The organism is Methanimicrococcus stummii, from assembly GCF_032594435.1.
Taxonomy (GTDB): Archaea; Halobacteriota; Methanosarcinia; order Methanosarcinales; family Methanosarcinaceae; genus Methanimicrococcus; species Methanimicrococcus stummii.
Genome location: NZ_CP131062.1, coordinates 1,131,083 through 1,154,749, shown reverse-complemented (window position 1 = coordinate 1,154,749; position 23,667 = coordinate 1,131,083). Strand labels below are relative to the sequence as shown.

The following is a 23,667-nucleotide window of genomic DNA, read 5'->3' as shown; positions in this document are numbered from 1 at the left end:
AATTAATCTTAGTCGTCACTTTCTCTTTCAGCGAGTCTCTTTTCAATGGCGAGAATTGACGCGACATCGTTTTTGGCGAATGCCAAATCGTCAACGATGTTGGATGTCTGGCTTTCTTCTTCGACTTGTTCGGTAACGAACCATTGAAGGAAAACTTGAGACGCGTAGTCTTTTTCCTTGACGGCAGCATCCATAATGTTGTTAATGGAGGCGGTCACTAACTGTTCGTGTTCGTAAGCCTGCTTGAAGAAATCCAAGAGTGTTTTTCCTTTGATGTCCGGTTTTGCAATCGGCGTTAATTCGACGCTTTCGGATTGTTCGGTAACGTAATCATAAATTTTCATAGCGTGTTCGATTTCTTCTTCGGCCTGAATTCGAAGCCAAGAAGCAAAACCGTCTCTGTTCATATCCGTACATTTGGCAGACATACCTAAATAGAGGTAAGCGGCGTAAAATTCCTTATTAATCTGCTCGTTTAATAATTTCAATACGGGTTTTTTAATCATTTTTATTTCTCCTGGTTATCAGCTTTTGCATCTCTGCGTTTTTGCAGGTTTGTGCAGTTTTGCAGATATGTCGGCAAAATAATATTATCGTTCTCTTTTTATATATAAGTCCCGTCATTATTTTTATTATCTTCTCTTGGGGGTTTGTTATATTCTTTAGGCTGTTTGTTATAACTTCCCAACTGTTTGTTATAGTCCTCCAATCATATCTTATATTGTCAACCTCCTGTTTTTAAAACGGTTGACATTGGGATAAATTTAAATCAATTGGATTCCGTCACACTGTATTCGTAAAATTATTGATATTAAAGAAAAAAGGTGTTTTTTTGACAACCGAAAGCAAATCCGATAGCGGTCATCAAGATGTCGTCGTTGAAGTTCGCGATGTCTATAAAAGTTATTTTTTAGGACACGAAGAAGTGCCGATTTTAAAAGGCGTGAATTTCAAAGTTCATAAAGGCGAATTTTTAGCAATCGTCGGCCCGTCCGGTTCCGGAAAAAGCACGCTCATGAATTTGCTCGGCTGCTTGGACCGCCCGACTTCCGGCTTGATTTCCGTTAACGGTCAAGACATCAATCAGCTGGACGACAATGAGCTCGCGCATTTGCGCGGCATGGAAATCGGATTTATTTTCCAGCAGTTCAACCTCATTCCGAGATTGACGGCTTACGAAAACGTGATGCTTCCGACTTACGCCAGCAAAAAAGAAGGTATCAACTACCCTGAAAAGGCGAAAGGGCTTTTGAAAATGGTCGGTCTCGAAGAGCGTATGAAACACAAACCCTCGGAACTCTCCGGCGGTCAGAGTCAGCGCGTCGCAGTCGCGCGCGCCTTAATCAATGATCCGGCCATTCTTCTCGCGGACGAGCCGACCGGAAATTTGGATTCCAAAACCAGCGTCGAAGTCATGGATTACTTCCGCGAGCTCAACAGAAGCGACTCGACAATTATCATGATTACGCACAACAACGAATTAGCGGTTCAAACAGACCGCGTGATTACCATTCGCGACGGTCAAATCACTTTGGACGTCCCCGCGGTCGAATTTGTTCAACATATGAAAGAAGAACAATTGGCTGTCATGGAACAATTGGCCGCTCACGAAACGCATGAATCGGCGTAAAGCTGATTCTTTTTTTTATTTTTATTAATTTCTTTTACGCGTTTTTTCTTTTTTGTTTGATGCAAAATCCGAAGTCCGTTTCCGTTTGCTGTCCCATTGATGCCGTGTCGCAACGTATTGCATTGGTGTCGTGTCACCTGTCTGCCGTGCATCGCGGTTTGCGTTTCTGCGTGCATCTGCTCTTTTTCATCACATCCGTTCGCTTCGCGAACGTGGCACAGCTACCTTACCGTTGCCGTTTGCGCAGCAGGTAGCTGCCGCCGCCGCGCGCGAGCTGCACAGTTTTTCAAAAAAATTAACAAAATTCCATCTCCGTTTTTTCAAAAAGATTAACGAAAACTCAGCTTCATTTTTCCAAAAATTCATGAAACCTCAGCCTTGTTTCAAAAAAAATAAACAAACAAATCTCGATTTTTAATCCGCGTCAAAATACAATGTCATGACGTAATCGTCCATGAAAAATCCGTTTCCGATATCGGTCACAATTTCTTCTTCAATTGTAAATCCTGTTTTTTTGTAAAATTCAATTGATCCGAGATTTCCTTTATTGACGGTCAGCCAAAGGCAAGGCTGTTTCCGGTTTGTGTCAAAGAGTTTTTCCGATTTGACGGTGGCTTTCGCGAAATCCAATATGAAATTCATCATCAGAGTCGCAATTCCCTTTTGCCGATATTCTTTTAAAACATAAATTTTGCTGACAAAAACACCCTTTTCATCAGGGCGAAGCGCGAAATAACCGATTTGTCTGCCCGGCAAAGCGTCGTCATAAGCTGCGAAATAATTGTAATTTTGATCGGCAATGTCTTTTTTGATACGCTCGGCAGATTGGAAAACGTCAATCATGTACGCGGTTTGTGCGGCGCCGATGAGGGGCGTGTAATGTTCCGTCCAAATCTCGCTTGCCAGCGCGGCGACATCTTCTAATTCTCGAGTCGTTTCAAGTTTTTTAATTTTAAACGTCATACATCTCATTTTTATAATTGATTGAGGTTTAAGCATTTTGAAATTTTATATTACGTTTTCATTTTCAATTTACTTCATTAACAGGGAAAATTATATAAAGTTTAATTGTAAACTACAAAATCTTAAAAGGTAAACATTAGAACTTTGGAATAGTGTTTTGGTTGCAAAGTTTTAGTTTTTATTCGGTGAAAACATGTCTCATAAAATTAACTCTGCCTTTCGAGTATTCATCGCGTTAATGCTCATCCTTTCGATTTTTTCGGGAATCGCAACCGCCGCTCCCGGATTGAAAATCACGCTGGTCGACCAAACACCATACCCCGCGCAGCCGGGACAGCAAATCCGCTTCTGGATTCAAGCCGAAAACATCGGCGACGGAACATTAAACAACGTCACCGTTCAAGTCGTCTCCGACGGCGTCTTTTCAGCCTCGTCATCCGAATCGACAAAGACGTATTCAAACATTTACGCCGGCTCCAAAGTTTATCATGAATATGTCATGTATGTCGCAAGTGACGCGCCTGACGGCCCTCGCGATTTGACGGTCCGCTACAAAGAAGGTAACAACAGCAACTGGATTGAACAGAAATTCACAGTCGGCATCGGCGGCATTGTTGACACCGACAACCGCGGAACGCTTATTATTGAAAATGTTACCAGCAATCCCGAAGTTTTCATGCCGGGGGATGAAGGTATCATCTGGGTCACCTTGAAAAACAACGCGACCAACCAAACGGTTTCAACATCCAACAAAAGCACTTACATGACAAACGCCAGAATCCAATCGGCCGATCTCTATTCAAAAGATGATATCATTGTTAAAAGCGAAGCCGTCAACGATCTCGGAATTATCGCGCCCGGTGACACAATCAGAATTCCGTTCCGCGTCAGCATTCCTGAAGACACAGCCGACGGCACTTATCTTTTGACATTAAACGTCACCGGCAGCTCTTACGAGTATAACATTAAGAGAAACATTGAAATCAAAGTCGATTCTGCCGGCATTAAAGCCATTCAATCCAAGGCGGCTTACACATCTGCTGCCGGAAAAACCATTGAAATTGACATTGTCAATTATCATCAGGGATCTGTTCGCGGCGTTTCCATCGTTCCGGTCGCAGAAGGCATGTCCTTTTACCCGACCGAATACTTCATCGGCGAAATGAAGCCGGATGACTTATTCACCGCGAAATTTAATATTACGCAAGGCGCAGGCGATTCAGACGTTGAGTTTAAAGCCGTTTACTACAACGGCGACAACGCGCACGAAGACAGCATTACGCTTGACATCGGACAAGTCGTCAAACAGTCTTCCGGTGTCGGAACATACATTGTTTATTTGATTATTATTCTTTTGATTGCCGCGGTTGCTTCGCATTTCTATTTGAAGAAAAAGAAAAATGTCTCTTTGATTGATTATTTGAAACTTCAGAAAGCTCAATTCAAGGAAAAAAGAGATGCCAAAAAGAGCAAAAAAGAATAAATGATTCTAGTTTATTTGCGTTGCTTGCCGTTTTGAACGGCAGCAGTTTTCATTTTTTTTCAAAACAATTCTCATAAATACGCTAGAGGCTCGATAAATGATCAGTTTGTCTCACTGCATTTCAATGGCGGTTGCCAGCTTAAAAAGTTCCAAGCTCCGGTCAGGGCTGACGGCGCTGGGCATTATTATCGGAATTGCCGCTGTCATCACTGTTTTCACACTCGGCGACAGCATGAGCGGTTACGTCAATACGCAAATGGATCAAGGTCCGCCGTACATTGAAATTTATTCCACAAAAGAGCGCATTTTTTATCAGCAGCAGGCAGATCTTGTCGCGAATACCGCCGGCGTTGAAAGCGTCACAATCGAATGGGGCGCGACAAGCGTTGTCCGGTTTTCAAACGAAGAGCAAAATATATCGATTATCGGAACGAATGAAAGCATGGCTGACGTCATGGAAATGAATTTTACCGACGGCCGTTTCTTTACGGACAAAGATTCCTACGTTGCCGTTGTCGGAAAAGGAATTGCCGAAGATTCGTTCCGAAATGAAATCGGTGTTCGTAGTTCCGTTGATATTTCCGTTTACAATTATGACACCAAAGACTACGTGACCGAATCTTTCCAAGTGATCGGCATTGCCGGTTCCGATTCCGAACTCGGTTATTCTTACGGTCAGAATTCGATTTTTATTCCGATTCAAACGATGCAGAAAATGTCCGGCCGGACGGATTTCAATGTCATGACTGCCATTGTTGACGATGTGAATACAATTAACGATACAGAAAACGAAATCAAAAGGCGGTTGGCTCGCAATTTGGGCGTTTCCGAACGGGACATTGCAGAAAATGACAGTCAGGTGCCGTTTACGACGTTCAATAAAATCGAAATGTTGGAACAATTCCAAACCGTGACGGCAACGCTTCAGTATTTCCTGGTCGGCATCGGCGGCATTTCTCTTATTGTCGGCGCTGTCGGCATTATGAATATTATGATTGTCACCGTTACCGAACGGACGAAAGAAATCGGCACTTTAAAAGCGCTCGGCTATTCGGCCAGGGATGTTCTGATGATGTTCGTCATCGAATCCATCATTATCAGCATTCTCGGCGGCATTATCGGAACAGTTGTCGGCTTGCTTGCGGCTTACATTCTGACGGCGCTGTTGGGTGTTCCGATGGGCTTTCCGGTCACCAGCATTTTAGCAGGCGTTGGCCTGTCCGTTGTCGTCGGCGTTTTGGCCGGCGCTCAGCCGTCGTACCGCGCGGCTAAAATGAATCCTGTTGACGCACTGAGGGATCAATGATGAGATCTGAAATTTACAGCGGCCGAGAAAACGAAGGACAGAGGATACATTATGATTGATCTGACATACGGCATTGACATGGCGGTTGCCAGCCTGAAAAGTTCCAAACTGCGTTCGGGGCTGACGGCGCTCGGCATTATCATCGGCATTGCCGCCGTTATTGCAACACTCACGCTCGGCGGCAGTTTCAGCGATTATTTCAACAGTGAAATGGATGCCAGCGGCTCGAATTATATTGCCGTCGGCGCGACCAAAGCGGATTTGCTCCATGAGCAGCAGATCGATGTCATCCGTAATTCCAAAGGCGTGGTGGATGTTTCCCCGCTGATCAGCGCGTCGGCTGATGTTGAATTTATGGGGGAGACAAAAACGATTGAAATATACGGTGTCACCGAAGATTATCAAAATGTGACATCCGTTACCATTGAAGAGGGCAGTTTCATTAATGACAAAGATACGTTTATGGCTGTTATCGGCCATGACACAGCGGTCGATGAATTCAAGAATGAAATCGGAACAGGCTCCCGTATTACACTGACCGTTAAAAACGAAAACAATGAAGATGTGACGCGGACTTTTACGATTAAAGGCGTCATGGAAACGCCCGCATCCCTGGTGACAATCGGTTCTTACAAAACCATTTACGTACCGATCAGCGTTTTGCAGGAAATGACCGGGCAGGATTTTTACAGCAGCGTTTACGCAACGGCCGAATCGATGGAAGCGCTTGACGAAACCGAAGAAGAAATCAAATTGAATTTAATGCGCAATTTGGGCATTTCTCAGCGCGAATATGACAACAGAAGTGCTGTTCCGTTGTATTTTATCAATCAGGCGGATTTGATTCGGGAAATCAACACGATGACAACGACGATTCAATACTTTTTGCTTGCCATCGGCAGCATTTCGCTCATTGTCGGCTCTGTCGGCATCATGAACATTATGTTTGTCACCGTCACGGAAAGAACGAAAGAAATCGGAACGCTCAAAGCGCTCGGCTACACATCCAAAGATGTTTTGACTTTATTCCTGGTCGAATCCGTGATCATCAGCGGCGCAGGCGGTTTTATCGGCGCGCTCATCGGCCTGATTATCTCCTATTTCGGCGCTTCTCTGCTCGGCATGCCTTCCTCTTTCCCGCTCAGTATGCTGCTTCTGGGACTCGTGATTTCCATGATCATCGGCATCATTGCAGGCGTTTATCCGGCCAGGCGCGCGGCAAAAATGAATCCGGTTGATGCGCTTCGGACGGTTTAATTTTGAAAAATTTTTAATAATAATGCAGTAAGGAGGTTCATTTTATGTTATGGCTCGTAATAGTGCTGATTGCTGCGGCCGCAATCTTGATTTTTTTGATTAAATCCGGCAGGAAGCTATGGAAGGCGTATCTGTCCGATGTGAAAACATCTTTTGCCGAAATGAACAGTTGCAATGCATCCAATGCATCTAATGTATCCAACGCATCTAATGCATCTAATGTATCCAATGCATCAATGGAATTATTTACTGAAACCGGAATCTGCGGATTGCCCGCCCTGCTTCAGAAACATATCGCCAACGGCGGTTATTTGAACAAGCCTTTAATGGATAATATGCTCATTCGTTTTCATAACACAAAGTTCCGAATGTCGCCGGATTCGAAGCCGATGAATATAGAATTTATGCAGGTCAATTTTGCATACAGGCCCGATCGTCACGCGTTCCTCACAGGCCGAATGGCCGGGCTTCCGCTAAACGGCAAAGACAGTATACTTGACGGACACGGGTCAATGACGGTTACATTTGCTAAAGTGTTTCAGCTTTTCCACGTCACCGGCCCTGAAATGGATCGGGCCCAGCTTGTCACCGCCCTTGCGGATGCAGTCTTTATGCCGTCGTTGTTCTTGCAGGATTTCATCACTTGGCGTGAGACGGACGACCATACTATCGAAGGCGAGATTAGCTGGAAAGGTGTCTCTTCAAAAGGACGATTCTCTTTTGACGAATGCGGAAACATCATTCGCTTTGATACGGATGACCGCTATATGGACGACAACGGCAAGGGCGGCGCACTGATGCCGTGGTATGTTATTTATTCGGACTACAAAGAACAAAACGGTTACTTTCAGCCGGGCAGCGTAAGCGTGAACTGGTCGCTTCCTGACGGAGACGATAACTATTTTGTGAGTGACAGCATTGAAATCCGATATTCGGTTAATGAAGAAATCTTATGATGTAAAGGAATAAATTTTGCAAAAAAAGAGGAAAAAGATTATGGAACGAGTCATGCTGCAAGTCTACGTAAACGGTGCCGCGGATGCAATCAAACTATATGAAAAAGCATTTGGCGCAATGCTATTGGAAATCCACAACACAGATGATGGAAAAGTTTTTCACTCCGAATTAGAAGTGGATGGTTATATTTTGTCGGTGGCCGACAGAGATGACAGTGACGGAATCAATGACAACACCGGCAACATCATGCAGTTTTGTCTCCATTACGAAAAAGGAAAAGAGTCATTTGTTGCAGCGGCGTATGAAGCATTGTGCGAAAACGGTGTTATCCGCGTGCCGTTAGGGCCGTGTGTTTTCAGTGACTGTATGGCGGATGTTGTTGATCGGTTTGGGGTGCGGTGGTGTATTTTCACGGCGTAAGCAGATGTGCGCCGGGCAGCGGACGGGTTTATGAGGTGTGTAACGTTCAATTGTTAATCACATCCGCCAACCGTGTATTTCTGCAACTTGTATTTCCGGCTCCGCAAATTCTGTGCGGAAACTTTCGATATTTTTGAGAGATTGGAAGAGCCTCCTGTACGCAAAATTCATTTTTTCATAATCCGTCCTGCCGCGGCAAATGCAGCGCATACGGCACGAGTCGGCAGATTTTTGGGAAACAGCGCTCGTTTATGTCGTTATTTTAGCGGCAGTCCTATACCTGATTTTGTTTCGTTTGTTTCGTTTGTTTCGGTTAATTCGTTACAGAGAAGAATTTATGAAGAATGAACTTCTCTAATCAAGAGCCTAACCGTAAATAGAACGGCGTTATCCGCCGATAAAAGAGTTATCCGAAATGATCAGTCTGTCTTATTGTTTTAAAATGGCTGTTGAAAGCCTGAAAAGCGCCAAACTCCGCTCGGGACTGACGGCGCTGGGCATCATTATCGGCATTGCCGCAGTGATTGCGACTTTTACGCTCGGCAGCAGTTTTACGGGTTATTTTACGGAACAATTGGACACGCAGGGATCGAATTATATTATGGTCGGCGCGTCTAAACCGAATCTTTTTTACGAATCTCAATTGGATATCGTTCGTAATACGCCCGGCGTGACAGGCGTCGCAACGGAAATGTCGCAGACGGGGGTGATTACGTTCGCCAACGAGGCGAAAAATCTGACGGTTCTCGGGACGCAGGAGGATATGATAGAAATCCTGTCGCTGCCGATTTATGAAGGTCAGATGTTTTCCGATAAAGATTCTTACGTTGCTGTCGTCGGCAAAAATATTTCCGAAGAAGAATTCCGAAAAGAAATCGGTCTTCGCAGTACGATTGAAATTACACTTTACAATTCCGAAACCAAAGAATATGTGACGGAATCGTTTAAAGTAATCGGTATTTTGGGCTCGGACGAAACCAGTCTGGTGACGGGCGGCAGCGAAAATACGCTGGTCGGAATCCCGACGCATATTATGCAGAACATGACCGGCAAGACCGATTATAATGTGATTTACGCGATGTCTGATTCCCGCGAAGACATTAACGCGACGACAGATGAAATCGAAAGGCGGCTTGCGCGCAATTTAGGCGTTTCCGAGCGGGATTTGGACGATGATGAAAAAATTCCGTTTATGACGATGAATCAGGCGGAACTTTTGGAACAAATCGGGACGCTGACAAGTACGCTTCAGACATTTTTACTGGCAATCGGCGGCATTTCATTAGTTGTCGGCGCTGTCGGTATCATGAATATTATGATTGTCACGGTGACGGAACGGACGCGCGAAATCGGAACGCTGAAAGCGCTCGGGTATTCTTCTCGGGATGTTTTGATGCTTTTTGTTGTTGAATCGATCATCATCAGCGCAATTGGCGGATTGATTGGAACGATCATCGGCTTGATTATCGCGTACATCGGCGCGAGTTTACTCGGCTTGACAATGGCGATTCCGTTTTCAAGCATTTTGGTCGGCGTCGGTTTGTCTGTTGCTGTCGGCGTTTTGGCCGGCGCTCAACCGTCGTACCGCGCCGCGAAAATGAATCCGGTTGAAGCTTTGAGGGATATTTAAGGAGTGTTTTTATGATTAGTATTTCTCACAGCGCGAAAATGGCGGTTGAAAGTCTGAAGAGTTCTAAACTTCGTTCGGGCTTGACCGCGCTTGGAATTATTATCGGCATTGCAGCCGTTATTGCAACTTTTACGCTCGGCGCCAGTTTCGGCGCATTTTTTTCCGAGCAAATCAGTTCCAGCGGTTCGAATTATGTCATGATTATGTCAACGAAGGAAAATCTGTTCTTCGATCAGCAGGTTGACGTTGTTCGAAATACGCGCGGTGTCGTTGCGGTTTCTCCGATTCTGGGCGTTGACGGAACGGTCACTTTCATGGGCGAGTCCAAGGATCTGCGAATAATCGGAGTGCTTGAGGATTATCAGGAAATCGGCAACGTGCCGCTTCTGGACGGCGTTTTCATTAGCGATCAGGATACTTCCGCGATTGTTATCGGAAAAGATGTCGCAAGGGACGATTTTAAAAATCAGATTACGACGCGCAGTTCGATTGAAGTGACCGTTTACAATAACGATACGCATGAATATGTGACGCGAACGTTTCGAGTCAAAGGAATCGCCGGCTCTGAAAATACAAGCATTGTGACGGGTGCGGATTCCAATACCGCGATTTACGTGCCGCTTGCAGTCGTCAGAGAAATGACGGCGCAGCAGGATTATCGCAGCATGTTCGCGATGACGGAATCGGATGAGACGGTCAAGGAAACGAATGATGAAATCGAGAAGAATCTGGCGCGCAATTTAGGCGTTTCCGAGCGCAATTTGGATAACAGCGACTTGGTTCCGTTTTGGACGATGAATCAGGTTGAAATCTTAGAGCAAGTCAGCACAATGACGCAGACAATGCAGTTGTTTTTAATTGCGATCGGCGGCATTTCATTGGTTGTCGGCTCTGTCGGCATCATGAATATTATGATTGTGACCGTGACGGAAAGAACGAAAGAAATCGGCACCTTAAAGGCGCTCGGCTACACTTCCATCGACGTCCTCGTTCTGTTCATCATCGAATCCATCGTCATCAGCGTAATCGGCGGCATCATCGGAACTGGTTTGGGTCTGCTGATCTCTTACATCGGCTCGTCCCTTCTTGGAATCAGCATGTCCTTGTCATACGGCGCAATTGCCGGTGCAATTCTCATTTCGGTTGCGATCGGCGTGATTGCCGGCGCGTATCCGGCAAAGCGAGCGGCTGACATGAATCCGGTTGACGCGCTCCGAACGGTTTAAACCGTTCCTTTTTTTTTCTTTAATTTTTTTTAAAAATTCATCTGCAAGTTTTAATATTTTTTTGAAAATCCATTCGGCAAGTTTTGATATTTTTTGAAAAATTTGTGCGGCTCGCGCGCGGCGGCGGCAGGCAGTTGCCGCTGCAAACGGCAATGGCAAGGTAGCAGCGGCAAACAGAAACGGCGAGGTAACGGCGGCAAAAATAAATAGAAAAAAAGTTAAAGTAAATTTTCCGCCGTTTTCCAGGATTTTCGGACGTAATCGGGGAAATCGCCGTGTTCTTTCGCGTAGTTTTCCAAAAATTGTTTCGTTTTCGGGTCGGACGGATAACCGCTTCCGAAATCCACTTTTTCTTTCTTTTTGATTTCTTCAATCAACTCATCGCGCCGGGTTTTTGCAAGAATTGAAGCGGCCGAGACGACAGGGCTTAATGTATCCGCTTTATGTTTTGACACATATTCGATTTGGTCAGCGCGCGCCTCATATTTTTTAGCATATTCGTCATGAACGCGGCGCGCGAATCTTTCTTCTGAGACATCGGCGGCATCCAAAAATACAACATTAAACGCTTCGTCTTCCGGAATCGAAAGTTCTTCCATGACTTTTGAAAAACACAAAACCATGATTTCATTCATCGTCATAATTTTGCGCAAATCATCAATTTGCTTCGCTTCCACTTCATAAACGTACCACGAAGTCACGTATTTTTTAATCGAAACCGCTAATTGCTCTCTTTTTTTAGCAGTCAGCTTTTTCGAATCGGCAACGCCCAGATTTTTAAGTTTAATTTCCTGCTCTTCGGTTGCGCAAACGCCGGCAATACACATCGGACCGATGACCGGCCCTTTTCCTGCTTCATCAATTCCCAATCTTATATCCGGCATTTTCTCTCTCCGTCTTTTTGAATGATTAATATTGTCCCTTTTCTTTTATGCTTTATGGTTTTAACAAAAACGGCTTTTTTTAATAGGAGAAAGGTCTTAGAAGATTTATATGACTCGTATTATTCCGGAAGATGAGCGCTCATCCGAACCGCTCGACACTGAAAATATTATTCATCATCCCGATATGGAGCGCGCGAACGAATGGATCGTGACCGAATACGAAATTCCGTCGCGCAAAATTTGTATTTTTGTACCGTGCTCCAAAAAAAAGCCGTATCATACGAGTCCATCCCATCAAAAATTTGATGAAATTATTTACTCCATGCTGGGCGAAGAAGACGTTCACATCGTCACATTCGGAACCTGCGGCGTCGTTCCGCGAGAATTGGATGTCGAATATCCGTTCATGAATTATTCTTTCATGATGGGGCAATGCAATGTCGCCAAAGTCAAGCGCGACTTCTTAAAAACCGAAACCAAGCGCATTTCGGAATATTTGGAAACAACCAAAGACAATTACGATTACCGAATCGCCTATTGCATCGGCGATTTCAGGGAAGCGATGACAAGAGCGTCTGAGCAAACCGGAATTCCGGTAGACATTGTCCCCAAACCCGAAACGATTGAATCAAATATTCAGCCGAATAAAAAATTTATTTACAACAGCTTATCCTGTTCCGATTATTTGTCAGACTTTTCCGCGGCAATCGCAAAAGCAATGAATGCGGTCGGAATTTCCGGCAAGGGCGATGCAATTATTAAAAACGAAGACGCCGATTTCGAAGATCCGGAATGGTACGAATCTTAATTTTTTAATTTGATTTCAAATTAAATCCTGTAAATTTCATTTAATTTCAACAAATTCAATTTCATTGATTTTTATTTTAATCAATGATTTTGAATTAATTTCATATTCTAATTTTTTTCAATTATTTTGATTTTATTTTGATTTTATTTTGGTTTTTATTTTGATTTTTAGTTTCATTTTTTCCATCTTTTCTAATTTTGTTCTTCTGTTCTTCTTTTTCAATTTTATTTATCTGTTTTTGTTTGAATTTTACAGCGGTTTTATTTTTTTCAAATCCTGTTTGAAATCTTTAAGACCGAAATATTCATAAATAATATTTACATTTAGCAAATCCGTTCCGTTTTCTCTAAAAAACGTATTCTAATGGCATTGTAATTTCCGTTTGAGCCTCAAAAATCGCTCTCTTTTCTAATTTTATAATCGAAACATTAAAATCTAATCCACTCAATTATAACAGTGGTGTTAATTCGGGAAACATTCATTGACTATTTTCCGCAATTTATAAAACGAACTGAAAAAGCGTGCTTACACCGATTTGTCATGGAAAAGGGGAATTTTTCTTTTGATTTTTCAGCCGGCTGCACGTTTTAAAAAACCGTTACTTTGTTGATGTTATGGAGGTTACATCAATATGAAATCGTGTTTAATTGATACAATTTTTCTTTCCGATAAACGGAAAAACTTACTCCTTCTTTTGCTTGAGGGGCCGCAGACATCTGACGATATCAAAGATAAGTTAAATGTCAATTGGGGCGCGATGATTCCGCAGATTAAGAAGTTGGAAGAATGGGATTTAATTACCAGTAAAGACCGCGTCTATTATCTGACCGATATGGGCCGCGCAATTGCCAACAATTCAAAACAGCTCTTAAATATTCTTTGCGTTTACGAAAACAACCAAAAATATTGGGCGACGCATGATTTGTCAGGCATTCCATCCGCACTGCTTGACCGCATCGGCGAGCTCGGACCATGCAAATTGTTGGAATCTGACTTGGCGCACGTTTTTGACGCCAACAAAGAAGTCGTCGAAGCGATGAATAATGCGAAAGTATGTGTCACGCTGTCGAATTTTTTCCAGCCGCAGTACAATAAAATGTATAACAGCATGATTAAGAGCGGCTGTGATTTGACGCTGATTTATTCGCAATCCGTGTTTGACAGAATCTTGTCCGAATACGTTTATGACGGCACTTCAGAACTTGACGATGTCAAATTCTTGGACTGGAAAAATACAAAATTCTATGTCATTCCGGACGGTCTCGGCATCACGGAAATTTCCGTTACAAACAATATCACACTGCTCGGTCTTTTTGACAGCGACAACAGATTCGATTCCCGATACATTTTAAGCCAGGGCGACCGCGCCCGCAACTGGGGGATGGAACTCTGCGACCATTTGGCAAAAGGCAGTAAAAGAATTGAAACAAATGTTAAAGACTGAATTTTTCAGCTTTAACTCTTTTTTCGTTTTTTAAAATTGACTTTTTTTATTTTTCATTATTCAAATCCTTCCGACAACATTTGACGGCATTTTTCCAAATCCTCCGGCGTATTGACATTCATTGCCAGCCGCGGGTCATCGACAATATAATTGTAATCCGGCTGTTCGTTGTTGATGTCCGACGCGTCCAAAATATTGATTCCGGTCGGCACGATTAGTTTTGTATTCTTATGAAACACGGTATCCGGGCGGATTCCGATTTTTTTGCAAAGCGCAATCGGCACATAAACGGAAAGCGCCGGCTCTTCACACATTTCGTATTTTTCCAAAACTTCGTCAATAATGTCAGCGCGGACAAGCGGTAGATCGCACATGACAACCATCACCGGGCCGATCAATTTCGCTTCTTTAATCGAAAAAATCATGTCGCCGACATAACTGCCTTCGGCCGCCTCAATCAAACAAAGGTCGGGATAGTCTTTTTCAATTAATTTTTTCGTTTCGGGTGTTGCCTGCGTGACAGAGACGTAAATCTTGCCGATGCCTTTTGCGTCTTGAAGTGCGCCGATGATGTATGAAATCAGCGGCTTGTCGTTGAGTTCGATGCAGGATTTTTCACCTGACCCCATGCGCTGCGCAAGACCGCCTGCCATGATTAAAGCGTCCAAAACATCCCTCCGTACACTAAATAGAGAATGACGGCAACCGCCGCGATTGAAATGATTCGGCCGACTTCGTTGGCCGTTCCGATTCCGTCACCGTTTAAGCCTTCGAAATGACGGTTGCTGATCTTTAAAATGATGAGCGCTGCAAGTGTGGACGCTGCCAGCGCGGCAAGTCCGAGGAGGCCGAGCAGGGCGATTGACACCGCCGCCGTAAACAGAATGCCGATTGCAAAATTCTTTTTCGTGCCGCCGGCAATCGTCATTGATCCGAGTCCTTCGCTGAATGATTTTCCGAATGTCGCGATTGTCAGCATCGCTTGTTTGCCCTGCGTTTCGGCAACGATAACCGCCGCAGACATGAGCGCCGCTGTCGTCAGCGCGCCGCTCCAAACAGGTGTCAATCCCGCATTTGAAATCGTGGCGCAAGCGATTGAAAAGAGTCCGGCATACGGAACCGCGCCGGCAATTCCCGACATATTTTCAAGAGCTGTCAGCGACGAATAAAACAAAAGCATCAAAAGCGCCGCGAAAGCGACGCCGCCGATTCCGAGCGACATGTCTTTGAGCGCTTTTCTTTTCTTTTCAAGCGATCCGTGTGCGGTCATGCCGTCGCCCAAATCGGAAACGCCATCCAAATGGTTGAACCAAATGAGACCGTATGTCGCAAGCATAATCGCGATAATTGTCAGAGGTGCCGGGAGAACGATTTCCGCGGCGAACGTGACGATGCCGATGAGGATTCCGAGACAGAATCCGATGACCGGATACATGTAAAGACGCTTCATCAGCGCGTCAATGCCTTCCATCGTGATTCCGACGGGAATGACGGATAAAAACCCGAAACCGGCTTTGAAAGCTTCCCAAATCGTCATTTTGTTTCCTCCGCTTCCGCCATCGCGCGCGAATACATGTTGGCCGACACGCCGCCGAGCAGGCCGCCAATGATGTCGTCCATAAACATTCCCAGACTTTTCAAGATTCCTGGCTTGTTTTTGTCAAAGCGGACAAATTCAAATTTGCCTTTGGTGCCGCCGATATATCCGGCAACGGCTTCGCCAAGAATTTCATCGGCGATAATAAAAGAAAGGTCCTGCTCAAATGATTTTTTGCTGAGGCCGGGGAGGTTGCCTGTTTTTCCTTCTTTTTCCAAAAGGATTGCCGTGTAAATCAGGAGCTGAAGATTGGAATCCGTAATCGCGTAATCAAATTCTCTTTTGAATACGGCGCGCGCTTTTTCTTCGGTTTCGATGCCCGGATGCGGCACATAAAATTCCATCGCGGTATTTTCCAAATCCGCGTACATAATGCCGAATTCATTTAAAACGTCCATGATGTTTTTGGACGCTTCTTCCTCAATGACATCCGGCTGCTTTTTTTGAAAACCGTCGTCAATATTTGATAATTTCATATTCTCCCTCTCTTACAGATTTGTTTTTATTTCCTTTTTTTTTTACATAAATGAAACCAATGAAACAACGTATCCGATGAAACCGATTGCCAGCGTTCCGACGGCTGCGGTGATGACGGACGTTATGATGATTAAAATTGAAACGCGTGAAATGTCGGCGGCTTCGGGTTCTCTGTACTCGCTTCCGATGACGTAAGTGTCCGGCTTTTCAAATCTGATGTTAAGCGCGCCTGCCGCGGCCGCCATCGGCCAGCCGGAATTCGGTGACGGTGTCACTTTGTTTTCTTTCAGCGCCAATTTAAATCCGTCAATCGGTTTTAATTTTTCAAGATTGCCTGTCATAAAGTTTGAAAACCCGGCGCCGACTGCAATAAATATCGGTGAAAGGCGCGCCGGAATGAAGTTTAAAACATCGTCAAATTTGGCGGAAAACCAGCCGAGCTTGATGTATTTTTCATTTTTGTAGCCGACCATCGAATCAAGCGTACTGGCCGCTTTAAACAAATAAGCAGCCGGAAGCCCGAGCGGACCGAACACGACATAGAAAAACACAGGCGTCAGCATGGCGTCAACATAATTTTCGGATATGGATTCGACAACTGCGGAGATGATTTGTCCTTTACTCAGGTTTGACGTGTCGCGGCTGACATAAGTCATCAAATCCTTTCGAACCGTTTCGATATCGTTGTCCAGTTTTTGCTGAATTTCTTTTGCCGGCTGAACCATACATTTGATGGCAAATGTCGCTTTCAAGAAGACGGCTTGAATCAAAATGCCGATCGCGTAAGGCATATATTCGTGATGCGCAATCAAAACAACAACTGTTGCCAGCAAAACCGCAAAGCAAATGACAGCTGCCGCCATAAGTGCGCCGTAAAGTTTTCTGTAATTTTTCGGCGCGCGAGATTTTAAAAATCCGATGCCTTTTCCGATCCAAACGACCGGATGGATTGCCGCGGGCGGCTCTCCGAATATCAAATCGATAAAAACCGCCAAGAGCAAAATCAAAACAAGCTCAATCGGCGTGTATGTAAAAGCCGCTGATAAATATTGACATAAAGCTGTTAAAACCATACTTCGGCTCCGAAAATAAAATTAATTCTTGGCGGCTTTGCCGTTTTCTTCTTTTATTTTCCGGCAAACGGCAAGAACATGATTCGCGTCTCTTTCTTCCATAATCGGCAGAATGATTTCTTCCCATTCTTTTTTCAGGATGTCTTCCGTCTCACCGTCTTCCATTAAGCCTTCCAGCATTTTTTCAACAACGGGCGGAATGTGGGGGACGTAGCAGTCAACGCAGCTCCAAACCTGTCCGCCTTTTGAACTTTGAATGTATTTGCCGCCGCCTCTTTCGTCTTTGCACGGGTAGAACGGGCAGTAGCAGAAAGTGCAGTCTTGGCCGTCAAAATGGCACGGGTAGTATTCGCACGTTTCTCTTTTGTTTTGCGTCTGTCCGTTTTTGTGCGTCGTCAGCGCGGTTTTTAATTCGCTGTCCGCGAAGTCTTTCGCCCATTCGTCAAAAACGACGGCAATCGTTTGAATAAATTTTTCATTTTCGGGGCGTGTTCTGACAGCGATTCGAATATAATCTTCGCCGAGGCCGTTAAATGAAATGCAGTTGCGGACCAGTATGCCGTTTTTCGCGAACCGTTCGACCAATTCGGTCGATTTAATTGTTCTTTCGCTGATGTCGACAAGCAGGAAATTCGTTGTCGCGACACCCGGTTTAAAGCCCCAAATTTTGGATAATTCGTCTTTTAAGAAATTCGCTTCTTTTAAAATCAATTCTCTTGATTTTTGAAGATAATCGCTGTTGACACCGCCGTCCATTGTCATTAACGCGGCGCCGACATTTTCCTGAAGCGGGCTGAGATTCCATGACAAACGCGCGTTGTTAAGCGCGTTCGCGATTTCGGGGTGCGCGATGCCGAATCCGAGTCGGATTCCTGGGATTTCAAAACATTTCGTCAGCGAGCGCATGACAAAAATGTATTTGCTGCCGGCAGCCAAATCACAAACAGACTCTGCCGGGTCGGAAAGTTCGATGAACGCTTCGTCCATGAAGAGAACCGTTTCCGATTCCTCGCAAATTTTCGCCAATTTTATTAATTCCTCGCGCGTTCGAAGAACTGCGGTCGGATTGTTCGGATTGCAAATAAAAAGGATTTTCGCGCCGATTTCTTTGAGTTCGCCGGCGGTCAGGGTTTCGATTTTTTCCTGCGGCAAATAAACCGGTTCCGCATTTTGAAGACGGCACTGGATTTCGTATTCACCGAATGTCGGATATGGGAGGATGACTTTGTCTCCTTCGTCTAAAACGCATTGGCAGAACAAGCGAATAATTTCAGTGGATCCGTTTCCGGGAATGATGTTTTCCATAGTCAGGCGCACATCAGATGTGATTCCGGAGTTTAAGAACGAAGCGGCAGCTTCCCGGAATTTGAGATAACGGTTGTCAGGATAATTGTAAGATTCGGGATACGATTCCGCGGCCAGTTTCATGAAATCCAAACCGTATTCGGGATGATCGAACGGTGTTTTAAAAGGATTGAGATTGGCGCTGAAATCCAGTATCTCGTTTTCGGAAAGTCTGTATTTCTCGGCGTTTTCCTTAATCAGTCCCCCGTGAAGACAACCTTGAAAACTCTGAATGTGTTTTTTTAACGGATTCTGACTCATGGTTTCTCTGCAATGAAATTGGATTTTAACGTATATTAAGCTGTTCGTATGATTCATTTTAATTGTTTTTTTGGCGGCGCATTCTGAAAATGATTCATCTTTAAATCCAATCCGCTTAATTTTCATTTTTATTATTTTTAAAAAGAATCACAACTTCTATATCGGAATACAGCTTTTTCTTGTCATGGCTCGCTTCTTGGGAATTGTTTCAGACATTGACGGCACGATTACGCACAGTGATCGCCGTTTATCGGTCGAAGCGCTTCGGTCGGCGCACATGATTTCGGGGCGCATTCCGTTTGTTTTGGCATCCGGCAACACGCTTTGCTTTACGCGCGCTGTTTCTAAGATGCTTGGGACGCGCTCTCCGTTGATTGCGGAAAACGGCGGTATTCTGCTTCCGTCTTATGATGCCGATCCGATAATGGCTGATCCGTGCCGGAACGAATTAAACGCGGCCTTGAATCTGCTTTTGGAACATTTTGATCTGAACGTTTTTGATTCTCGCGATCGCGTGACAGATGTTTCTTTTGCAAAAACAATTTCCAAAGACGAAATTCTGCCGTATTTGTCGGATTTTAAAAATATTGAATTTGTTGATGCCGAATACGCTTTTCATTTAACCGATAAAAATATTTGCAAAGGCGGCGCGCTTCTTCAAATGTCTGAATTGATGGGCTTAAAGCCCAAAGATTTCGTCGCCGTCGGCGATTCCAATAACGATATTGATTTATTCCGCGCCGCCGGTTTATCTTTTGCAGTGGCGAGCGCAACGGACGCGGTCAAAAAAGAAGCGGATTATGTTCTTCAGAAAGGATACGGTGACGGCTTTGCCGAAATGGTTGATTTCTTGATTCAAAACGATTGGATTGAACTTGAAGACGAGCGCCGCGATTTTTATGTTTGATGTCTCGTTGTTTTCACTGCCGTCCTCGCATGCGCAAGCCGCACAAACTTTTGATGAAATTAAAACGCTTCGCGTATTTTGAATTATTTTTTTAAAAAAGAGATAAAAGAATGATGAGAAATTATCTCATCATGAAAGCCTTGGCTTTATCTTTGTCGACAATGATGTAGTCTTTGACAGCACTGACGGCGCTGAACGGGATTAAAATGTAGTCTTCATCTTTTTGATATTTGGCAAGGTCGACGCCTTCTGCCGGGCTGACAACCAAATCCATGATGGCGCCGGTTTTGGCATTGATATGAATGTCTTCAAGCGTTCCGAGTTCTTTGGCATCCGTTGACATGATTTTTTTGTTGTCAAGAAGACGCTTTGCGTAGTATTTCATTTCATTTCCTCTTTGAATTGTGAAAAGTGAATTATAAAATTCTGTTATTTGCTTTATTTAATTCACTTTTATTTTATATACATTTTCATTTCTGAAACTTTTTTATGATTAATTATAAGCGGTGAAATAATCGTCGTCAGGTTCATCTTTGTGTTTGATGAAGTCTTCCATTTTTTCATATTTCTCATTTAATTCTTCGCCGACGGACGGGCGAATCGTATCCAGCGCCGCATCGAAATCGGCTGCCGTCACCGATTGAACATTCATGTCTGTTCGAAGCGCGGTCATCACGGCTTCACGGCAAACGGCTTCAATGTCCGCGCCGGTGTAGCCGCGCGTCGTCTCGGCCAGCTTCTCAATGCTGACATCGTCGGAAAGCGGCGTTTTCTTCAAATAAATTTCAAAGATTGATTTTCTGCCGACTAAATCCGGAACGCCGACGTAAACCATTCTGTCCAGGCGGCCGGGGCGAATCAATGCCGGGTCCAGTGTGTCGGGGCGGTTGGTTGCGGCAACGACGAACACGTCTTTGAGGCGCTCAATGCCGTCCATTTCGACAAGCATCTGATTGAGCGTGCTTTCGGCGACAGAGCGCGTTCCGCCGGATCCGCTTTCACGCGCGGTTCCGAACGCGTCGATTTCATCGAAGAAAATAATTGTCGGCGATGCTTGTTTCGCTTTTCTGAATATTTCTTTCATCGCTTTTTCGGATTCGCCGACCCATTTCAAAAGCAGTTCCGTGCTTTTGACGCTGATGAAACTGGTTTCGCATTCGTGGGCGACGGCTTGCGCGAGCATCGTTTTGCCGGTGCCGGGCGGGCCGTAAAGCAAAATGCCTTTCGGCGGCTCGATTCCGAATTGTTCGAATTTCTCGGGATATTTCAACGGCCATTCCAATGTTTCAATGATTTGCCGCTTGACGTTTTCAAGGCCGCCGATATCGTCCCATGAAATTTCGGGAATCTCAATGTAAATCTCGCGAAGCGCGGACGGCTCACTGTTTTTGAGCGCGCGTTCAAAGTCTCTGTTGGTGACGACAAGCGTTTCTAAGATTTCGTCGCTTAAATTTTCGTCCAAATCAACCGTCGGCGCGATTCTTTTGACGGCATTGAGCGCGGCTTCGCGGCAAAGCGCGGCCAAATCCGCGCCGACATAGCCTTGCGTTTGCGCGGCCATTTCTTTAAACAACGTTTTCGCGTTCATTTCGTACTGCTCTTTTGCAGCAGCCAGTTTTTTAGTGTAATCGGAAACCGTGTCTTTGTCGGCGGATTTTGTTTCCTCATCGGTTATGCCGTTTTCCGCGTCATATTTCGCTTTTTCCTTTGCTTTTCTGAGCGCGGCCTCAATCATTCTGATTTTCGGATAACCTTCCAAAGGCATTGCGCGCGCATGGATTCGGATGATTTCTTCTCGGCCGGCGGCATCGGGCGCGCCGATTTCAATTTCTCTGTCGAATCGGCCGGGGCGGCGAAGCGCGGGATCAATCGAATGGATTCTGTTGGTTGTTCCGATGACGAAAACTTGTGTCGTGTCCATCATGCCGTCCATGACGGTCAGCAGCTGCGAGACGATTCTGCGCTCGACTTCGCCGGATTGTTCTCTTTTCGGCGCGATTGAATCAATTTCGTCAATAAAAATAATGGCGGGCGCGTTTTTCGCGGCTTCCGCAAAAAGTTCGCGGATTTTTTCTTCGCTTTGACCGTAGCCGCTTTTCATGATTTCCGGGCCGGCAATGTAATAGAAATTAGCGCCGATTTCATCGGCGACTGCGCGCGCGATGATTGTTTTCCCGGTTCCCGGAATTCCGTGAAGAATCAATCCTTTCGGCGGGCTGATTTTTAATCTTTTAAACAGGCGCGGCTGCTTCATCGGAAGTTCAACCGCCTCGCGGATTTCCGCAAGTTTATCGCCCAAGCCGCCGATGTCTTCGTAAGAAATGTGTTTTTTGCGGTAGCCTTCTGCGCTCTTTTCAAAAGAGATTTGTGTTTCGTCTGTGACGACAACCATTGATTTTGACGGCGTGACTTGTGTCACCATAAATTCAACGGTTTGCTTTTTCATTTCCGGCTGCGACACATCGTTTAAGCCGAGCATGTCTTTTCGAACGGGAACAATGTCTTCTTTGACCAAATAACGCTCTCTTAAATTGTATCTGATTTTGTCTTCAATCTCACCGTTCAGCGCCAGTTTTTCTTCTTCAAGCGGCGCAACCGTTATTTTTTTGGCGGGAACGACTTTTGCTTTTCGAATTGTCACCTTGTCGCCGACGGTGACTTTTGCGTTGTAGCGGATAAATGTGTCAATGCGAACGGTTTCATCGGTTGACCCGTCCAAAATGTTTGCTTTCCAAACGCGTGCGACCGTTTTTCGTTCGCCTTCGATTTCAACCGGCTCGCCGACGGAAAGTCCCAGCATTTCCATGACTTCCGATGTCAGCGGAATGATTCCTTTGCCGAAGTCATCGGTCGGATATACTTTTTCGACTTCCATTTGGAGTTCGTCGACGATTTTTGCAGGTTTTTTCAAAACAGGCGTTTCCGATTCGATGATTTCATTCTTTTTCATAAATTTTCCCGCTTTAATTTTGACTGCCGCAATCGTTTTTCAAAAAACGGCGGCGTATCTTCTTTATTTTACTTGTTCTATAATACGTCCGTTACAATTTATTTCTTTCTGTATTCTTTTTTAGGAAAGATTTAAAATCTGATTCGACACACTCTACATATTATGACCGCCGCCAATTTCTCCGTTCCCAAACCTTTTCAAGAATTCGACTCCGCCGCCGTCGAATCAAAAATCATTCGATTCATTCGAAAAATCGTCAAAGATTCCGGCGCGAAAGGCGTTGTCCTCGGCCTTTCCGGCGGCATTGATTCGGCGCTTGTCGCGGCGCTCTCGGCAAAAGCGATGGGCGCAAAAAACGTGCACCCGTTTTTCTTTTACAATTCTGAAACGAATTCCTTCAATTCTGAAGATTTGCAGGATGCCGTTTTGCTTTCCGAACAATTCGGCCTTAACCTTCAAAAAATCAATTTGCATGAAACAATTGCCGCCGCCGAATCCTCATTTCAAGATTCTGATCTCTCCATTTCATCTGACTCTTTCATCCCATCCGGAAATTTGAGATCCAGGCTTCGCATGTCTTTGCTCTATTATTATGCCAACGCCAACAATTTGCTTGTCATCGGGACGAAAAACAAAACGGAACGCTTAACCGGATATTATACGAAATACGGTGACGGCGGTGTTGATTTGGATCCAATTGCGGATTTGTACAAAACCGAAGTTCGGCTGCTGTCAAAATTTTTGAATTTGCCGGAATCAATTTTGTCAAAAGCCCCGTCCGCCGGTTTTTGGAGCGGCCAGTCGGATGAAGAAGATCTCGGCATTCGGTATGAGCAATTGGATTATTTGCTTTACGAACTTGAAAAAATCGGTTTGAATAAAGTTTTGAAAATGAATTCGGGTGATGAAGATTTCAAAATTGTGAAAAATGTTTTGGAAAATGCGAAATTGACCATCGATCAATATGAATCGGTAAAGTCTCGAGTGAAGTCGGCCGAACATAAACAAAAATTGCCGAAATATCCAAAATTTTCTTAATCTTATTATATT

23 protein-coding genes are annotated in these 23,667 nt (G+C 44.7%); 13 read left to right on the top strand and 10 right to left on the bottom strand.

The genetic code is table 11. From position 1 onward, the window contains the following. Nucleotides 1-8: 8 nt before the first annotated feature. Nucleotides 9-506, bottom strand: coding sequence for a ferritin (locus MmiEs2_RS05670; protein ID WP_316558909.1), 498 nt, complete (start codon nt 504-506; stop codon nt 9-11). A gap of 326 nt (nt 507-832) precedes the next feature. On the opposite strand from MmiEs2_RS05670, the gene MmiEs2_RS05665 reads away from it, so the two are divergent. Both MmiEs2_RS05665 and MmiEs2_RS05660 read left to right on the top strand, forming a co-directional pair. Beyond that, entirely contained in the window at nt 833-1,630 is a 798-nt protein-coding gene (locus MmiEs2_RS05665; protein ID WP_316558908.1) for an ABC transporter ATP-binding protein, read from the top strand. A 130-nt stretch (nt 1,631-1,760) separates the two neighbouring features. After that, nucleotides 1,761-2,048: a hypothetical protein gene (locus MmiEs2_RS05660; RefSeq protein ID WP_316558907.1), complete on the top strand. Its 288-nt coding sequence runs from the start codon at nt 1,761-1,763 to the stop codon at nt 2,046-2,048. Here MmiEs2_RS05660 and MmiEs2_RS05655 read toward each other — a convergent pair. Beyond that, complete coding sequence (locus MmiEs2_RS05655; RefSeq protein ID WP_316558906.1) at nt 2,045-2,593, bottom strand: GNAT family N-acetyltransferase; 549 nt, start codon at nt 2,591-2,593, stop codon at nt 2,045-2,047. The two genes, MmiEs2_RS05660 and MmiEs2_RS05655, sit on opposite strands and share 4 nt — an antisense overlap. A 193-nt stretch (nt 2,594-2,786) precedes the next feature. On the opposite strand from MmiEs2_RS05655, the gene MmiEs2_RS05650 reads away from it, so the two are divergent. From MmiEs2_RS05650 to MmiEs2_RS05620, 7 genes are all read left to right on the top strand, one after another. Then, nucleotides 2,787-4,076: a COG1361 S-layer family protein gene (locus MmiEs2_RS05650; RefSeq protein WP_316558905.1), complete on the top strand. Its 1,290-nt coding sequence runs from the start codon at nt 2,787-2,789 to the stop codon at nt 4,074-4,076. 97 nt (nt 4,077-4,173) lie between these two features. Next, on the top strand, nt 4,174-5,382 hold the full coding sequence (locus tag MmiEs2_RS05645) for an ABC transporter permease (protein ID WP_316558904.1): 1,209 nt from the start codon (nt 4,174-4,176) through the stop codon (nt 5,380-5,382). Nucleotides 5,383-5,433: 51 nt separating this feature from the next. After that, the gene (locus MmiEs2_RS05640; protein ID WP_316558903.1) at nt 5,434-6,639 is read left to right on the top strand and encodes an ABC transporter permease; all 1,206 of its coding nucleotides are present in this window, start codon (nt 5,434-5,436) and stop codon (nt 6,637-6,639) included. A 44-nt stretch (nt 6,640-6,683) separates the two neighbouring features. Next, a complete protein-coding gene (locus MmiEs2_RS05635; protein ID WP_316558902.1) occupies nt 6,684-7,595 on the top strand; it encodes a DUF6544 family protein in 912 nt (303 codons plus the stop codon). 40 nt (nt 7,596-7,635) lie between these two features. Then, nucleotides 7,636-8,016, top strand: a complete 381-nt coding sequence (locus tag MmiEs2_RS05630) for a VOC family protein (RefSeq protein ID WP_316558901.1) — start codon at nt 7,636-7,638, stop codon at nt 8,014-8,016. 415 nt (nt 8,017-8,431) lie between these two features. Then, nucleotides 8,432-9,646, top strand: coding sequence for an ABC transporter permease (locus tag MmiEs2_RS05625; protein WP_316558900.1), 1,215 nt, complete (start codon nt 8,432-8,434; stop codon nt 9,644-9,646). An 11-nt stretch (nt 9,647-9,657) separates the two neighbouring features. Beyond that, nucleotides 9,658-10,872: an ABC transporter permease gene (locus tag MmiEs2_RS05620; RefSeq protein ID WP_316558899.1), complete on the top strand. Its 1,215-nt coding sequence runs from the start codon at nt 9,658-9,660 to the stop codon at nt 10,870-10,872. A 218-nt stretch (nt 10,873-11,090) separates the two neighbouring features. Here MmiEs2_RS05620 and rnhB read toward each other — a convergent pair whose 3' ends face one another. Further along, nucleotides 11,091-11,756: a ribonuclease HII gene (gene rnhB, locus MmiEs2_RS05615; protein WP_316558898.1), complete on the bottom strand. Its 666-nt coding sequence runs from the start codon at nt 11,754-11,756 to the stop codon at nt 11,091-11,093. 109 nt (nt 11,757-11,865) lie between these two features. Here rnhB and MmiEs2_RS05610 point away from each other — a divergent pair, with 109 nt between their 5' ends. Both MmiEs2_RS05610 and MmiEs2_RS05605 read left to right on the top strand, forming a co-directional pair. Continuing rightward, on the top strand, nt 11,866-12,564 hold the full coding sequence (locus MmiEs2_RS05610; RefSeq protein WP_316558897.1) for a DUF5591 domain-containing protein: 699 nt from the start codon (nt 11,866-11,868) through the stop codon (nt 12,562-12,564). A 631-nt stretch (nt 12,565-13,195) separates the two neighbouring features. Beyond that, nucleotides 13,196-14,008 (top strand): helix-turn-helix transcriptional regulator, encoded by an 813-nt coding sequence (locus MmiEs2_RS05605; protein ID WP_316558896.1) that lies wholly within the window; start codon nt 13,196-13,198, stop codon nt 14,006-14,008. 56 nt (nt 14,009-14,064) lie between these two features. On the opposite strand, the gene MmiEs2_RS05600 is transcribed toward MmiEs2_RS05605, so the two are convergent. The 5 genes from MmiEs2_RS05600 to MmiEs2_RS05580 are packed head-to-tail and all read right to left on the bottom strand — an operon-like array spanning nt 14,065 to nt 18,760. After that, the gene (locus MmiEs2_RS05600) at nt 14,065-14,676 is read right to left on the bottom strand and encodes an NTP transferase domain-containing protein (RefSeq protein ID WP_316558895.1); all 612 of its coding nucleotides are present in this window, start codon (nt 14,674-14,676) and stop codon (nt 14,065-14,067) included. Further along, the gene (locus tag MmiEs2_RS05595) at nt 14,664-15,545 is read right to left on the bottom strand and encodes an adenosylcobinamide-GDP ribazoletransferase (protein ID WP_316558894.1); all 882 of its coding nucleotides are present in this window, start codon (nt 15,543-15,545) and stop codon (nt 14,664-14,666) included. Before MmiEs2_RS05595 ends, MmiEs2_RS05600 begins: the two co-directional genes overlap by 13 nt. Further along, nucleotides 15,542-16,081 (bottom strand): phosphatidylglycerophosphatase A family protein, encoded by a 540-nt coding sequence (locus MmiEs2_RS05590; protein ID WP_316558893.1) that lies wholly within the window; start codon nt 16,079-16,081, stop codon nt 15,542-15,544. Before MmiEs2_RS05590 ends, MmiEs2_RS05595 begins: the two co-directional genes overlap by 4 nt. 42 nt (nt 16,082-16,123) lie before the next feature. After that, nucleotides 16,124-17,155 carry a cobalamin biosynthesis protein gene (locus MmiEs2_RS05585; RefSeq protein WP_316558892.1) on the bottom strand — a complete coding sequence of 344 codons (1,032 nt, stop codon included), beginning with the start codon at nt 17,153-17,155 and terminating at the stop codon, nt 16,124-16,126. 21 nt (nt 17,156-17,176) lie between these two features. Beyond that, complete coding sequence (locus MmiEs2_RS05580) at nt 17,177-18,760, bottom strand: aminotransferase class I/II-fold pyridoxal phosphate-dependent enzyme (protein ID WP_316558891.1); 1,584 nt, start codon at nt 18,758-18,760, stop codon at nt 17,177-17,179. Nucleotides 18,761-18,944: 184 nt separating this feature from the next. On the opposite strand from MmiEs2_RS05580, the gene MmiEs2_RS05575 reads away from it, so the two are divergent. Further along, nucleotides 18,945-19,667: a phosphoglycolate phosphatase gene (locus MmiEs2_RS05575; protein ID WP_316558890.1), complete on the top strand. Its 723-nt coding sequence runs from the start codon at nt 18,945-18,947 to the stop codon at nt 19,665-19,667. Nucleotides 19,668-19,788: 121 nt separating this feature from the next. Here the strand turns inward: MmiEs2_RS05575 and MmiEs2_RS05570 are convergent, their stop codons facing one another. Continuing rightward, complete coding sequence (locus MmiEs2_RS05570) at nt 19,789-20,052, bottom strand: PRC-barrel domain-containing protein (protein ID WP_316558889.1); 264 nt, start codon at nt 20,050-20,052, stop codon at nt 19,789-19,791. 108 nt (nt 20,053-20,160) lie between these two features. Beyond that, the gene (locus MmiEs2_RS05565; RefSeq protein WP_316558888.1) at nt 20,161-22,617 is read right to left on the bottom strand and encodes a CDC48 family AAA ATPase; all 2,457 of its coding nucleotides are present in this window, start codon (nt 22,615-22,617) and stop codon (nt 20,161-20,163) included. A gap of 162 nt (nt 22,618-22,779) precedes the next feature. On the opposite strand from MmiEs2_RS05565, the gene MmiEs2_RS05560 reads away from it, so the two are divergent. Next, nucleotides 22,780-23,655 (top strand): NAD+ synthase, encoded by an 876-nt coding sequence (locus MmiEs2_RS05560; RefSeq protein WP_316558887.1) that lies wholly within the window; start codon nt 22,780-22,782, stop codon nt 23,653-23,655. Nucleotides 23,656-23,667 lie beyond the last annotated feature (12 nt).